Genomic DNA, 14,060 nt, shown 5'->3' with positions numbered 1-14,060 from the left:
TCGGGCCTGCGCGATTGTTTGGAAATTGACTCAAATTGCAGGGCGTGTATTCATGAATGAATGGATAGCTCGCTTGCCAAGCTTGACTGGACGCTGATCCAGACCTTTCTCGCCGTGGCCGAGACCGGATCGCTATCCGGCGCTGCACGGCGGATGGGGCTGTCGCAGCCCACCGCCGGGCGCCACGTGGCCCGGATGGAAGAGGCGCTGGACGTGACGCTGTTCCGGCGTCGGCCGCGCGGGCTCGAGCTGACCGATGCGGGCGCCGCGCTGCACCCCCATGCCCGGGCCATGGCCGAGGCCGCCGGCGCCCTGTCGCTCGCTGCGGCGGGGCGGACCGAGCGGCTGGCGGGGCCGGTGCGGATCACGGCGAGCGTCTTTGCCTCGCACAACCTGTTGCCGCAGATCATCGCGCGGATCAGGCAGGACGAGCCCGCGATCACCATTGACCTCGTGCCCAGCGACCGGAGCGAGAACCTGCTTTACCGCGAGGCGGACATTGCCGTGCGGATGTACCGCCCGACGCAACTCGACGTGGTGACACGCCACCTTGGGGACCTGCCCATCGGGATCTATGCCGCGACGGACTACCTCGACCGCCGGGGGCGACCGCGGACGACAGAGGAGATCTGGTCGCACCATTTGGTGGGTTACGACCGGTCCGATCTCATGTTGAAGGGGATGCGCGATTTCGGGGTCCCGGCTGAGCGGGACTGGTTCGCCACGCGCTGCGACGACCAGAACATCTATCACCAGCTTCTGCGCGCGGGCTGCGGCGTCGGCTTCGCCATGTGCGCGGTGGCCGACCGTGATCCGGGGCTGGAACGGCTGATGCCCGATTTTCCGCTGCCGACGCTGCCGGTCTGGCTCGCCGCGCACGAACGCCTGAGGCACACGCCGCGCCTCAGGCATGTTTGGGACGCCCTCGCCGAGGGCCTCCTGGCTCAGGTGCCGTAGGCTTCGGCGGCGGGGCCGTCCTGCGCCTCGATCATCAGGCCGCCGTCGTGTTCGGCCAGCGGGCCGGTGTAGTCGCCGCGGGCCGGGTAGGCGTTGTCGATGCGGAACTTCACCATCCCGAGGATGTCGCCGAAGGCCGGGCGCGCGAAGGGATGCGACTGCACCCATGCCGAATAGAGCGTGCCGTCGGGCAGGACGTGGAAGATGCCCGGCTCGTTAAAAAGCTGCGGCTCGTCCGAGCCCTCGCGCGCGGTCGAGATCCACAGCCCCCATTCGCGGGCCTCGGTCATGGTGAGGTCATAGCCCATGGGCGTCTTATGCACGCCGGTGGCGCCGGCCATTTCCTTGGCGCGGGTCATGCCGTCGCCGCTGACGAGCACGACCGACAGGCCAAGCTCGGTCGCGCGGTCGGCGTGGTCCTCGATCTCCTGCAGTTGCTTCTGGCAGAGCGGGCAGTGCAGGCCGCGGTAGAAGACGATCAACGCGCCGTTCTCGCCCATGTCGCGGCGCAGGTCGAAGCCGTTGCCGTCGAGGGTCGAGACGTTGAGCGCGGGGACGGGTTGGCGGGGGGTGAGCATGGCGTGCTCCTTTTGCCTGTATCTGGGGTTCGCAGGCCAAAACCCGGCCCCGCAGCGGCCCGTTCCCACACGTTTTCCTGAGGTCGGGGCATTACCGCGCCCGTGGCGGCACCCCCGGCTTTCTTGACCCCGCGTGGCCCCCGGGCTAGGCGAGTTCAACCGCAAGAAAAGGGACGTGACCGACATGACCAACCCCTCGCTTCTCATCCTGCCCGGCGACGGCATCGGACCCGAAGTCATGGCCGAGGTGCGCAAGGTGATCGACTGGTTCGGCACCAGCCGCGACCTGCCCTTCGACGTGAGCGAGGACCTTGTGGGCGGCTCGGCCTACGACGCGCACGGCACGCCCCTGACGGACGAGACCATGGCCAAGGCGCAGGAGGTCGACGCCGTCCTGCTGGGCGCCGTGGGCGGCCCGAAATACGACGCGCTCGACTTCAGCGTGAAGCCCGAGCGCGGCCTGCTGCGCCTGCGCAAAGAGATGGATCTTTTCGCCAACCTGCGCCCGGCGCAGTGCTTCGACGCGCTGGCGGATTTCTCGTCGCTGAAAAAGGACGTGGTCGCGGGCCTCGACATCATGATCGTGCGCGAACTGACCAGCGGCATCTACTTCGGCGAGCCGCGCGGCATCATCGAGGAAGGCAACGAGCGCGTGGGCATCAACACCCAGCGCTACACCGAATCCGAGATCGACCGCGTCGCGCGCAACGCCTTCGAACTGGCCATGAAGCGCGGCAAGAAGCTGTGTTCCATGGAAAAGGCCAACGTCATGGAATCCGGCGTGCTGTGGCGCGAGGTCGTGACCGAGGTGGCCAAGGACTATCCCGAGGTCGAGCTGTCGCACATGTACGCCGACGCCGGCGCCATGCAGCTCTGCCGCTGGCCCAAGCAGTTCGACGTGATCGTGACCGACAACCTGTTCGGCGACCTTCTGTCCGACGCCGCTGCGATGCTGACCGGCTCGCTCGGCATGCTGCCCTCCGCCTCGCTTGGCGCGCCCATGGCCAACGGTCGGCCCAAGGCGCTTTACGAGCCGGTACACGGTTCCGCGCCGGACATCGCGGGGCAGGGCAAGGCCAACCCCATCGCCTGCATCCTGAGCTTCGCCATGGCGCTGCGCTACAGCTTCGACAAGGGCGACGAGGCGACCCGCCTCGAGCAGGCGGTGGAAAAGGTTCTGGCCGACGGCCTGCGCACCGCGGACCTGCTGGGCGAAGAGGGCGTGCAGCCCGTCACCACCGCGGAAATGGGCGATGCCATCGTCGCGGCGCTCGAGGCCAGCCTCTGAGGCCGGCGCCTGTTTGAGCGGCCTCTCGCCTGATCCGGGTCCGATTTGAATCATTCCCCCCGGCGGAACACTTGATCCCGCCGGGGCATGATCTAGCGTGATCTGAACACAGAACAGGCGTTCCCACATGTCCGCAAACGTACGAGGCGCGCTTCTCGCGCTCATCGCTTTTGGTATCCTGGCCACGCACGACGTGATCGTCAAAACGCTGGGCAGCAGCTATTCCGCCTTCCAGCTGGTCTTCTTCAGCGTGCTCTTCGGCTTTCCGCTGGTGACGCTGCTGCTGATCCGCGAACGCCAGCCCGGACACCTGCGCCCCATCCACCCGTGGTGGACGGCGCTGCGTACGATTTCCGCGGTCATCACAGGCGCGTCGGCCTTCTATGCCTTTTCGCATCTGCCGTTGGCGCAGGTCTACGCGATCGTCTTCGCCTCGCCGCTGATCATCACGATTCTCTCGGTCCCGATCCTGGGCGAGACGATCCGGATACGCCGGGGCGCGGCCGTCGTGGTGGGCCTGATCGGCGTGCTGGTGGTGCTGCGGCCCGGATCGGTCGAACTGGGACTGGGACACCTAACGGCACTGATCGCGGCCTTTTTCGGGGCGCTTGCGGCGATCATCGTGCGAAAGATCGGCCAGGACGAACGCAGCGTGGTGCTGATGCTCTACCCGATGCTGGCCAATTTCATCGTCATGGGGGCGATCCTGCCTTTCGTCTACGAGCCCATGCCGATCGAGCACATGGGCGGCTTCGTCGTGATGGCAGTCATGGTCTACGCGGGCCAGACGCTGATCATCGCGGCCTACAAGGCGGGCGAGGCGGTGATCGTGGCGCCGATGCAGTATTCGCAGATCCTCTGGGCGAGCGTCTACGGCGCGCTCTTCTTCGACGAATTCCCGGACCTCTGGACCGCTGTAGGCGCGCTGATCATCATCGGATCGGGTGTCTACATCGTGGTCCGCGAGGGCAACCCGGACTCGAAGTCCAAGCGTCCGGTGCTGCGGTCCCGGACCCGGTTCGAGACCGGCACGGCGCCCCGCGTTCGCAACCTGATGCCCACCATGCGGAGGTCGCGTCAGCCGGCCGAATGAGCCCTTGTCAAAGGGGGCGGCTTGGTCTAATGCACGCGCCACGGTCGGAGTGTAGCTCAGCCTGGTAGAGCACTGTCTTCGGGAGGCAGGGGTCGTGAGTTCGAATCTCGCCACTCCGACCAATTAAGAATTCCCGCGAAATTTCCGTAGTTTGGCCGGATTTGCCGGCCATTCTGCTTTTTGCGTGCCACCACTCACGGGGCGATGATCGCCGCACGTAAGAAGCCGCCGTGGCCCGGGGCCCGGCGGCTTTGACGTGTCTGGCGCTGGCGTGACTTAGGCGGCGAGGATTCGCACGGGTACACCCTTGTAGGCCGGCGTCTGGGAATTCTTCTCGTGATAGGACAGCGGCACCAGCCCGTTGAGCTCGGGATAGTATCCCGCGAGCGTTCCCGGCGGCAGGTCGTAAGCGGTGACCTTCAGGCCCGCAGCGGTATGCTCGATGCCGTCCTCGACCGCGCAGACAAGCGAGACCTCCTGCCCTTCGGCAAGCTCCAGCCGCTCCATCTCCTGCGGCGAGATCAGCACCACCTCGCGGTCCGAAAGCCCGCGCAGGCGGTCGCTGAAGCCGTAGATCGTGGTGTTGAACTGGTCGTTCGACCGCAGAGTGACCAGCGTCATGACATCCTCACCCTCGGGCGGCAGGCCCAGCGCCGACAGGGTTGTGGGCGCGGTGAAATGCGCGCGGCCCGTGTCGGTCTTCCAGTTCCACTCGCGGGCGGGGTTGCCGCGGTAGAATCCGCCCGGCTCGAACAGGCGTTCGTTGAAGCCCGAGAAATCGTCGGGGAAGGTCTGCGCGATCAGCTCGCGGATGAGGTCGTAGTTGGCCGTCCACTCGCGCCACTTCAGGCGCGGGTTGGGATCAAGCGTCACCTCGGCCATGCGGGCCACGATGGCGGTCTCGGACATGACCTGCGGCCCCGGCGGCTGCGCGTGGCCGATGGAGGCGACGATGTGGGACATGGTGTCCTCCATCGACACGGCCTGCGGCCCGCCCTCCTGCACGTCCTCGTCGGTGCGCCCGAGGCAGGGCAGAAGGAAGGCCGTCTTGCCGGGGGCGAGGTGCGAGCGGTTGAGCTTGGTCGCGATGTTCACGGTCAGGGGCAGGTCGCTCCAGGCGCGTTCCATGCGTTCGCGGTCGGGCAGGGCGCGCACGAGGTTGCCGCCGAGCGAAATCATCGCCTTCACCCGGCCCTCGAGCATCGCCTCACAGGCGTGCACGGCGTTCAGTCCTTCCTGATCGGGCGGGGTGATGCCGAACAGCTCTGCCAGCTTGTCGCCGGGCATGTGGGCGGATTTCTCGCCCACGCCCACGGTGCGCTGGCCCTGCACGTTGGAGTGCCCGCGCACGGGCGAGATGCCGGTGCCCTTGCGGCCCACGTTGCCGCGCATCAGGAAGAGGTTGCACAGCATCCCGAGGTTCAGCCAACCGTTCACGTGCTGGGTCAGGCCCATGCCGTAGATGCCGATGGCGCGCTCGGAGCTCATGTAGATCCCGGCGGCTTCCTCGATCATGGCGCGGGGCAGGCCGGAATGGTGCTCGATCTCGGCCCAGTCGGCGGCACGGACGGCGGCGACGGTGTCGTCGAAACCGTCGGTCTGGGTGTCGATGAAGTCGCGGTCGAGCACGGTGCCGGGGGCGGCGTCCTCGGCCTCCAGCACGCATTTCATCATGCCCGCCAGCACGGCCACGTCACCGCCGGGGCGGACCTGGTAGTATTTCTCGGAAATCTCGGTCGAGTTGCCCAGCGCCATGTCCTTGACGCTGGCGGGGTTCGCGAACTCGATCAGGCCGCGTTCGCGCAGCGGGTTGAAGGTCACGATCCGGCAACCGCGCTCTGCCGCGTCTTGCAGGTTGTGAAGGAACCGCGGGCTGTTGCTGCCGGTGTTCTGCCCGAAGAAGAAGATCGCGTCGCAGTGGTCGAAATCCTCGAGCGTGCAGGTGCCGACCGGCGTGCCGATGTAGTTCAGCAGGTTCACGCTGGTCGTCTCGTGGCACATGTTCGAGGATTGCGGCAGGTTCTGGTGGCCCATGGCGCGCGCGAAAAGCGCGTAGAGGTAGGACGCCTCGAGTCCCGCGTGCCCGGAGGCGTAGAAGACGGCCTCCTGCGGGTCCATGGCGCGCAGCTCCTGGCCGATGGTGGCAAAGACCTCGTCCCATTCGACGGCCACGTAGCGGTCGGTTTCGGGGTCGTAGCGCAGCGGCTCGGTCAGGCGGCCCGTGGTTTCGAGATCGTGGTCATGCCAAGACCGCAGCTCCGAGACCGGGTGGTCGGCAAAAAAGGCCGCGTCGGCGCGGCGGCGGTCAAGCTCCCACAAGGTCGCCTTGGCACCGTTCTCGCAGAACTCGAATGTGTTGGGCTTGGCGGGCTTGGCCCAGGCGCAGGAAGAACACATCACCCCGCCGGGCTTGTTCAGGTCCTTGAGGATCTTGGCCGCCACCGCCGAGGGGCGCGCCGCCGGGATGGTACGCGTGATGCCCTCGAGAGATCCCCAGCCGCCGGTCGGGCGGTCGTAGACGGGCGTGTCGGGGTTCTGTTGGTCGGGGGCATAGGCACCGTCGGGGCGGTCGTCGGGCATGGGGAACCTCGGAAAACGTGGACTTGGCTCAACACCCCCGTCGCCGTGCAAGTTCCCCGCTGCGCGGCGCTCGTCCGAGGCGAAACAGCGGTCAGAAAATGGCGCTGATATGGAGATTTGGAGGGGTCCGCGTTTACCTCTTTCATTTTGGTTTCTTTTGCCGCTGGGTTGTCCGAAAGAGGCCGGAATGGCTGCGCCGGAAACTGTGGCGTATCGGACATGATGAGGCGCGCAGCGCACCGGTCCGCAGGCGTTAGCCTTTGATATCTTTTGAGACTTCTCTAGGTTGATGCTGGGGTGAACTTTTCAATCGAGGCGCGTTTGTACGATGAGCTGGTCTCTGTGGAGGGCCTTCGCCAGGAAGAGCCCCTCGGGGTCGTTGTCGCCGATGACGACGCCCTTCAGCGCGCCTATACCTCGGCGGTGCTGCGCAAGCTCGGCTACACGCCGATCGATGCCGCGAACGGCACCGAGGCGCTGGAGCTGATCCGCGGCGGGGCCGCGCAGATCCTTGTCTGCGATCTCGACATGCCCGGTATCGACGGTCACGAGCTTGCCCGCGAGGTGCGGCGCGACTCGGGTGACAACTACATCCACATCCTGATGCTGACGGCCCAGAACCAGGGGCACGAGCGCGAGCTCGCGCTCGAGGCCGGCGTCGACGATTTCATGGCCAAGCCGCTGGACACGGCCAGCCTGACCGCGCGGATGAGGTCCGCGGGTCGGCTGCTTCAGCGTGAACGTCAGCTTGCCACCCGCAACCGGATCCTGGCCGAGGCCAAGGAGCAGATCGAGGCGGACCTGCGCGCAGCGGCGGACGCCCAGAGGCGCCTTCTGCCCGCGGCTCATTCCCGTGTCGGCGGCTGCGCCTTTCACTCGGCCTTCATGCCCTCGCACATCCTGTCCGGCGACATGTTCGGGTACTTCCCGCTCGGGGACGGGCTGACCGGGTTCTATGCCGTCGACGTGGCCGGGCACGGGGTCCACGCCTCGCTCATGTCGGTGGCGCTTGGGCACCTGCTGACGGCGGATTATTTTCGCGCCCACGTCTTCGATGCCGTGGGCAATCCCGATCCGGCAGAGCTGGTCCGCGCGCTTAACGCGCGTTTCTACACCGACGACGGGACTGAGTATTTCACCATGTTCGCCGGGATCCTCGACGAAACGAGCGATACCCTGCACTTCTGCCAGGCCGGCTATCCCTCGCCCTGCATCATGACACCTGCAGGCGCGAGCCGCAGGGTCGGGGACGGGGGCTTCCCCGTGGCGCTGCTCTCCTCCGCCACTTTCGAGAGCGGCGAGATCAGCCTGAGCGAGGGCGAGTTCCTTGCCCTCTATTCGGACGGCGCCACCGAGGCTGAAGACCCCGCGGGCAGGGCATTCGGCGACGAGGGGCTGGCGCAGGTCCTCAATGCATCGACGACGGACCCCGCCGCGATTCCCGGCAAGCTGGTCGATGCCCTCAACTGCTGGCGCGAGACGCGCCCGCTCGACGATGATCTCACCGTTCTGGTCTGCGAAAGGATAGCGGCGCCATGATCAAGACACAGGAACACGCGGAACACGGCATCTGCGTGATCGACCCCGTGGTCGAGCGGCTGACCGCAGCCAATGCCACCGGCTTCAAGGAAGAGGTCTTCGGGCTCATCGACAGCAAGCACGACCGGCTGGTCATCGACCTGACCGGAGTGAGCTTCATCGACTCCTCGGGGATCGGGGCGCTTGTCGGGCTGCTCAAGCGTGTCGGCGCCCGTGGCGAGGTGGTGCTTTGCGGCCTGTCCGGCAACGTGCAGCAGATGTTCAAGATCACCCGCATGGACCGGGTCTTCAGCAGCTACCCCGGCCGGGATGCCGCCGTGGCGGCACTGGCGGAGCGCGTCGGATGACGATTGTTCTCGAGATGCCGCCAAGTCTTGGCGAGGTCGATCCGGTCGTCATCTCGCTCAAGGCGCAGCTCGAGGCGGCGCTGTCGGAGGACAAGCTCTCGGCGCTCGAGATCGCGGTGACCGAGGCCCTGGCCAATGCCGTGAAGCACGGCGACACCGGAAGCGCAGGCCAGCCGATCCGGGTCGTCGCCTCGATTGGCGAGGCCGAGGTGCGGGTCGAGATCATCGACGCAGGCCGGCAGGGGGCGGTCGATCTCTTCAAGGATGTCGGCGACATCGCCGAAGTGGATCCGCTGGCCGAGAACGGCCGCGGCCTGAGCCTCATCTGCCATTTCGTGGACGGGCTGAGATTTGAACCGGCCGAGGGACGCAACCGGCTGGAGCTGACGTTCCTGCGGGAGGCGGGCGCATGATGGGCATCGATCCCGAACACATCCTCATCTACCTCGGGCTGCTGGGGATCCTGATCTTCCAGGCCACCCGCTACCGGGCCAGCAGCCGCAGGTTGACCGCGCTCACGCGGCAGCTCAGCGACGCCGAGCGCATCGCCCGCATCGGCACCGTGCGCTGGGATTTCGTTCGCGACGTCGTGACATGGTCTGACGAATACGCCCGGATGCTCGCGCTCGAACCGGGTGGCGTGATGACCGGCGCGGAATTCCAGGGCATGCTCCTGCCCGAGTACGAGGAGGCCGTGGTCGAGAGCGAACGCGTCGCGCTCGAGGCCTCGCGCAAGAGCGGGCGGCCTGAGCGGCGCGAGGTAACCTACCAGGTGCGCGCCCGCGACGGACGCGTGCTCGAGGTCGAGGCCCTGTCGGAACTGCTCGCCGACGACAAGGGCACGCCGATCCACCTGCTTTCGACCGTGCGGGATGTCACCGAAGAGGCGCGCCAGCGCCGCGAGCTGCGCGAGAGCGAGGACAAGCTGGCCGCCGCCGTGCGGGTGGCCGAACTCGGCATCTTCCGCGAGGACTTCAAGTCGGGCGATATCTACTGGTCGGACGAATTCCACAGGCACGTGGGCCGGCCGGTCGAGGCAGGGCCCGTGACCTTCTCGCGCGTGATGGGCGAGAACGGCCAGGAACGCCTGCAGCAGCGTCTCGACGAACTCACGCGCGAGGCGACGCCCTACCACGTTCATCGCAACACCGTGGACGCGGTGCTGACACGGATCGACGGGGCAGAGATCAACGTGAGGGTCGCCGTGGAACTGACCTTCGACGGCGAGGGCAAGCCGCACGTCATGTCCGGCGTCCTGCGTGACGTGACCGACGAGATCGAGCGCGAGAACAAGCTCAAGGATGCGGTGGCCGAGGCCGAGCGTGCCAACGAGGCAAAGACCGAGTTCCTCGCCGTCATGAGCCACGAGCTGCGCACGCCCATGAACGGCGTGCTGGGGATGCTCGGGGTGCTCGAGGACACGCCGCTCTCGCCCGAGCAGCGCGAGCAGCTTTCCATCGCGCGCAGCAGCGCCAATGCCCTGCTGGTCATCCTCAACGACATCCTCGACGCCTCCAAGATCGAGGCGGGCCGACTGGAACTGGAAGAGGGACCCTTCGAGCTCTACGGTCTCGTGCGCAGCGTGATCCACCTCTATGCGCAGAAGGCGCGCGACAAGGGCGTGCTGCTCGACAGCCGCATCGCCGAGGACATCCCGCCATGGATCACCGCCGACTCGGGGCGCATCCGTCAGGTGCTGGCCAACCTCGTCAGCAACTCGGTGAAATTCACCGAGAAAGGCAGCGTGATCCTCGAGGTGAAGCGGCTCGAGCCGCGCGGTGACGAGCCCCTGCGTCTGCGCTTCTGCGTGACCGACACCGGGCCTGGCATCCCCGCCGAGCACCAGTCGAGGGTCTTCGCCAAGTTCGACCAGCTCGGGGCGTCCTATTCCAACCGGCTTGTCGGCACGGGGCTGGGCCTGTCTATCAGCCGCAGCCTGGTCGAAATGATGCACGGCGAGATAGATTTCGAAAGTACCGAAGGCGAAGGGACGGTGTTCTGGATCGACGTGCCCGTCCGGCCGGCCGAGGCGCATGGCGAGGCATCGCCGGCGCGCCCGCTGCCCGAGCTGCCGCGTATGCGCATCCTCGTGGCCGAGGACAACAGCACCAACCAGATCGTCGCCCGCGCCATGCTCGACCGGCTGGGCCAGAACACCGATATCGTGCGCAATGGCGCCGAGGCGGTCGAGGCGCTGGAGCAGTTCGACTACGATCTCGTCCTCATGGATGTCTCGATGCCGGTGATGGACGGCACCGCCGCCACCCGGCGGATCCGCGAGCTGCCCTCGAAGGCGGCGCAGATCCCGATCATAGGCCTCACGGCCCATATCCGCCCGGACCAGCAGGCACATTTCCGCGAGGCCGGGTTCGACGAGGTGCTGACCAAGCCGCTGATCCGCGAACAACTCGCCATGGCGCTCGATCGCTGGAAAGACCCGGCCGCACGCCGCGGCGAGCCCGTGGAGACCGCCGCCACCGCGGTCGCGCTGCAGGACACCGCCGCTCCGGCGTCCGCGCCCGAGCAGTTCGAGGAGACGGATGACCTGCGGGCGCGGGTCGCAGGGCTTTTCTCCGAGTTCGGGCCGGAGGTCGCGGGGGACATGCTGCGCGCGGCGCTTTCGGACCTGGACCGGCATCTCGTCACCCTCGAAGCGGAAACCCCCACGGTCACCGACGAGCCGCCCCGGGATCAGCGCCGGCGCGCGCTGCATTCGGTAAGCGGGATCTCTGCAACGCTGGGTTGCCCGGGCTTCGCGGCGCGGTGCCGCGCGCTCGAGTCGCTTGACGATGCGCGCGCAGAGGCGCCGAGCGATTTCCGCGCGTTGACCGACGTGATCCGGTCCTTCCACGCGGAACTGTCCCGCCTGCTTTCCGATATGGCGCCCGAGAAACTTTCCGGAGAACATGCATGACTGAACGGCGTTCCACCCGGTCCGCCCCGGCCTGGCTGCTCTGCCTTGCAATGGCCTGGCCGGGTCAGACCGCGCTGGCACAGGACGACGCGACCACCGGGTCCGAGGCGCAGGCCGAAGATGCCGACGCGCCCTTCGGCCGCCACGGCCCGCTGACCGAGCGCGAGATGGAGATGGCCCGCACCGCCTGGAGCTATTTCGTCGAGCGCTACCAACCCGAGACCGGGCTGGTGAACGCCGTGGGTGCCTATCCCTCGACCACGCTCTGGGACACGGCCTCCTACATCAGCGGGCTGGTCGCGGCCTACGAGCTGGGCATCATCGACAAGCGCACTTTCGACAGCCGCGCGACGCAGCTCATCGGGACACTGCGCAACCTGTCGCTCTTCAACGGAGAGGCGCCCAACAAGGTCTACAACACCCAGACCGGCGAGAAGGTGAACTACGCCAACCAGCCGGGCGAAGTCGGCTACTCGGTGCTCGACATGGGGCGGATGCTGGTCTGGCTGCGCATCCTGAAGGAACGCTACCCCTACCTCGCCAACGGGGTCGACAATGTCCCGCTGCGCTGGAACTTCTGCAACATCGTGAACGAGGACGGGCGGCTTTTCGGCTCGCTCGTGCGTGGGGACGGCTCCACCCGCTACGTTCAGGAGGGAAGGCTCGGCTACGAGGAATACGCCGCCAAGGGCTTTGCGCTCTGGGGGTTCGACGTCTGGGGAGCGCTTGACCCCGCGCCGCTGGAATACACCACGATCTACGACGTGGAGGTGCCCTACGACGGCCGCGACCCGCGCGTCTTCCACAACCAGAACTACGTGCTGACCGAAAGCTACCTGCTCGACGGGCTCGAGCTTGGCTGGGACCTGCCGGTGGACGATCCCGACGGGCGGGGCGTGGCATCGCAGGGCTGGCGGGCCGAGTTCGCGCACCGCATCTTCCTCGTCCAGCAGCGGCGCTTCGAATCCACCGGCATCATCACAGCCCGGTCCGAGCACCAGGTCGATGGCAAGCCCTACTTCGTCTACGATTCAATCTTCGCCGACGGCTATGCCTGGAACACGCTCGACCCCAGCGACGTCTACCAGCCCGACCGCGCAGCGGTGGCCTCCAAGGCGGCCATCGGCATGTGGGCGCTTTGGGATCATCCCTACACCGACCTGCTGTTCGAGACGGTGGCCGACCTGTCGGAGGCCGAGGGCGGCTTCTTCGAGGGGCTCTACGAGAACGGCAACGGCTACATCCCGCTGCAGACGGCCAACAACAACGGCATCATCCTCGCCGCGCTGCTCTACAAGGAGCAGGGGCCGATCCTGAAGTTCGCCAACGACAACACCAGCTTCTGGGACATGGCCTGGGACGGCACCCCGATCCGCACCAACAAGTGCCTGCCCGAACCCATGGAGGTCGAGGTCACCTGCTGCGCCTGCGAGGACCTGCCCACGGTGCAGCCCTCGGTCCCGTGGGAGGAGTTCACCTACTGCCGCCCGCTGCAGCGCGAGGCGGGCATCGCCGCCACCGACTGCCGCCCCGAGGCGCAGGAGTTCGAGAAGCCGCAGCCGCGTGTCGTGCTGCCCCGCCAGTGCCGGCCGCCGCAGGACTGGCTGCCATGAGCGCGCCGGAGAAGCCCCGCCTCGTCTGGTTCGACGCCAACCGCGTCTGTGCTGCGCTGGGCGTCGTGCTGATCCATTCGACCACCAACTTCGCCGGGCGCCCCTTTCCCGGCGCAGACACTGCCGACCGCATCGTGCCCGTCTTCCTGCGCTCCGTGGGCGAGTTCTCGGGCTCGGAGATGTTCTTCTTCTTCTCGCTCTTCCTCATGGCGATGCGGGTGGACCGGAACCGGCCGACCTACCGCGAGGCGATCACGACGCAGGCCCAGCGGCTGCTGGTGCCCTTCGCCTTCTGGACGCTGTTCTACGCATTCTTCCGGCTCGCCAAGGCCGAAGCCTTTGGCTACGCGCCGCAGTACCTCGCGCGGCTATCGGACCCCGACACCTGGGTCGCCTACTTCCTGCTGGGCCGGTCGCAGTACCACATGCACTTCCTGCCCACGCTTTTCGCGATCTTCCTGTTCTTCCCGGTGATGCGCATCGCCATGCGTTACCCGATCCTCGGGATCATGGTCTTTGCCACGCTGGGGGCGATGGACCACGTACACGGCTACCTCTGGTCGCTCGAGATGGAGCCGCTGACGCGGGCCTACCTTGTCCGGATCACCAAGGTCTGGGCCTACGTGGGCTACGGCTTCGCCGCCTTCGCGCTCTACTCGCTCTGGCGCGACGGGATACCGCGCGGGGAATCGCGGCTGATCCGGCGCGGCGCGTTCTACTTCGCCTCCATGGCCTACATCGCCACGCTCCCCTTCTTCGGCCACGCCCTGTTCGAGGGGCAGTGGGGCATCCGCGGCGGCTGGGACTATTTCGGCCACTTCCTGATGCCGCTGTTCATCTTCTGCATCTTCATGGGCGGTCAGTACCGCGACTGGGCGCCGTCCTGGTCGAAGTGGGCGCGCTACACCTTCGGCGTCTACCTCGTTCACCCGATGCTGATCGACCTCTTCGACATCGCCGTGTTCACCTCCGGCGTGGCCGATTTCATGAACCCCGCGGCGCTTGTCATCAGCCGGTTTGCCGTCGTCCTGCCCGCGTCTTTCGTGCTGGCGCTCGGGATCGAGAAGATCCGCCCGCTGGCCTGGACCATCGGACTCGGACCGACGCCCTGGGACGCGGCCCGGGTGCGCTCGGCCAAGCAGGAATAGGCC

The 14,060-nt window shown here is 66.9% G+C and carries 11 protein-coding genes and 1 tRNA gene; 10 read left to right on the top strand and 2 right to left on the bottom strand.

The features are described from left to right. Window positions 1–60: 60 nt before the first annotated feature. Entirely contained in the window at window positions 61–957 is an 897-nt protein-coding gene (locus C8N44_RS04360) for a LysR family transcriptional regulator (RefSeq protein WP_107974951.1), read from the top strand. On the opposite strand, the gene C8N44_RS04355 is transcribed toward C8N44_RS04360, so the two are convergent. Further along, window positions 945–1,535 carry a redoxin domain-containing protein gene (locus tag C8N44_RS04355; protein ID WP_107974950.1) on the bottom strand — a complete coding sequence of 197 codons (591 nt, stop codon included), beginning with the start codon at window positions 1,533–1,535 and terminating at the stop codon, window positions 945–947. The two genes, C8N44_RS04360 and C8N44_RS04355, sit on opposite strands and share 13 nt — an antisense overlap. A gap of 184 nt (window positions 1,536–1,719) precedes the next feature. Between C8N44_RS04355 and leuB the strand changes: the two genes are divergently transcribed. The 3 genes from leuB (at window position 1,720) to C8N44_RS04340 (ending at window position 4,038) form a co-directional block, all read left to right on the top strand. After that, complete coding sequence (gene leuB, locus C8N44_RS04350) at window positions 1,720–2,823, top strand: 3-isopropylmalate dehydrogenase (protein WP_107975064.1); 1,104 nt, start codon at window positions 1,720–1,722, stop codon at window positions 2,821–2,823. Window positions 2,824–2,950: 127 nt separating this feature from the next. Continuing rightward, entirely contained in the window at window positions 2,951–3,916 is a 966-nt protein-coding gene (locus tag C8N44_RS04345) for a DMT family transporter (protein ID WP_107974949.1), read from the top strand. Between the two features lie 45 nt (window positions 3,917–3,961). After that, a tRNA-Pro gene (locus tag C8N44_RS04340) sits at window positions 3,962–4,038 on the top strand. Window positions 4,039–4,192: 154 nt separating this feature from the next. Here the strand turns inward: C8N44_RS04340 and C8N44_RS04335 are convergent. After that, the gene (locus tag C8N44_RS04335) at window positions 4,193–6,496 is read right to left on the bottom strand and encodes an FdhF/YdeP family oxidoreductase (protein ID WP_107974948.1); all 2,304 of its coding nucleotides are present in this window, start codon (window positions 6,494–6,496) and stop codon (window positions 4,193–4,195) included. Window positions 6,497–6,838: 342 nt separating this feature from the next. Between C8N44_RS04335 and C8N44_RS04330 the strand changes: the two genes are divergently transcribed. Genes C8N44_RS04330 through C8N44_RS04305 form a run of 6 tightly spaced genes read left to right on the top strand, consistent with a single transcriptional unit; the run spans window position 6,839 to window position 14,057 of the window. Continuing rightward, window positions 6,839–8,035, top strand: coding sequence for a PP2C family protein-serine/threonine phosphatase (locus C8N44_RS04330; protein WP_158274000.1), 1,197 nt, complete (start codon window positions 6,839–6,841; stop codon window positions 8,033–8,035). Next, complete coding sequence (locus tag C8N44_RS04325; RefSeq protein WP_107974946.1) at window positions 8,032–8,382, top strand: STAS domain-containing protein; 351 nt, start codon at window positions 8,032–8,034, stop codon at window positions 8,380–8,382. Before C8N44_RS04330 ends, C8N44_RS04325 begins: the two co-directional genes overlap by 4 nt. Beyond that, window positions 8,379–8,795, top strand: a complete 417-nt coding sequence (locus C8N44_RS04320; RefSeq protein WP_107974945.1) for an ATP-binding protein — start codon at window positions 8,379–8,381, stop codon at window positions 8,793–8,795. Before C8N44_RS04325 ends, C8N44_RS04320 begins: the two co-directional genes overlap by 4 nt. Then, window positions 8,792–11,296: a hybrid sensor histidine kinase/response regulator gene (locus C8N44_RS04315; RefSeq protein ID WP_107974944.1), complete on the top strand. Its 2,505-nt coding sequence runs from the start codon at window positions 8,792–8,794 to the stop codon at window positions 11,294–11,296. Before C8N44_RS04320 ends, C8N44_RS04315 begins: the two co-directional genes overlap by 4 nt. Then, window positions 11,293–12,909: a DUF3131 domain-containing protein gene (locus C8N44_RS04310; RefSeq protein WP_244640983.1), complete on the top strand. Its 1,617-nt coding sequence runs from the start codon at window positions 11,293–11,295 to the stop codon at window positions 12,907–12,909. Before C8N44_RS04315 ends, C8N44_RS04310 begins: the two co-directional genes overlap by 4 nt. Continuing rightward, window positions 12,906–14,057, top strand: a complete 1,152-nt coding sequence (locus C8N44_RS04305) for an acyltransferase (RefSeq protein WP_107974943.1) — start codon at window positions 12,906–12,908, stop codon at window positions 14,055–14,057. The genes C8N44_RS04310 and C8N44_RS04305 overlap by 4 nt, the downstream gene beginning before the upstream one ends. The last annotated feature ends 3 nt before the right edge of the window (window positions 14,058–14,060 follow it).

The sequence above is a fragment of the Allosediminivita pacifica genome (assembly GCF_003054175.1).
In the GTDB taxonomy this organism is placed as follows: domain Bacteria; phylum Pseudomonadota; class Alphaproteobacteria; order Rhodobacterales; family Rhodobacteraceae; genus Allosediminivita; species Allosediminivita pacifica.
Note: the sequence above shows the minus strand (reverse complement) of the source record. Positions and strands in the feature narration are given on the sequence as shown.

Bases quoted from the DNA above. Each gene is read 5' to 3' on its own strand.
- C8N44_RS04335 (WP_107974948.1), bottom strand. From the start codon at position 6,496: ATGCCCGACGACCGCCCCGACGGTGCCTATGCCCCCGACCAACAGAAC.
- C8N44_RS04325 (WP_107974946.1), top strand. From the start codon at position 8,032: ATGATCAAGACACAGGAACACGCGGAACACGGCATCTGCGTGATCGAC.
- C8N44_RS04360 (WP_107974951.1), top strand. From the start codon at position 61: ATGGATAGCTCGCTTGCCAAGCTTGACTGGACGCTGATCCAGACCTTT.
- C8N44_RS04305 (WP_107974943.1), top strand. From the start codon at position 12,906: ATGAGCGCGCCGGAGAAGCCCCGCCTCGTCTGGTTCGACGCCAACCGC.
- C8N44_RS04310 (WP_244640983.1), top strand. From the start codon at position 11,293: ATGACTGAACGGCGTTCCACCCGGTCCGCCCCGGCCTGGCTGCTCTGC.
- C8N44_RS04355 (WP_107974950.1), bottom strand. From the start codon at position 1,535: ATGCTCACCCCCCGCCAACCCGTCCCCGCGCTCAACGTCTCGACCCTC.
- C8N44_RS04315 (WP_107974944.1), top strand. From the start codon at position 8,792: ATGATGGGCATCGATCCCGAACACATCCTCATCTACCTCGGGCTGCTG.
- leuB (WP_107975064.1), top strand. From the start codon at position 1,720: ATGACCAACCCCTCGCTTCTCATCCTGCCCGGCGACGGCATCGGACCC.
- C8N44_RS04320 (WP_107974945.1), top strand. From the start codon at position 8,379: ATGACGATTGTTCTCGAGATGCCGCCAAGTCTTGGCGAGGTCGATCCG.
- C8N44_RS04345 (WP_107974949.1), top strand. From the start codon at position 2,951: ATGTCCGCAAACGTACGAGGCGCGCTTCTCGCGCTCATCGCTTTTGGT.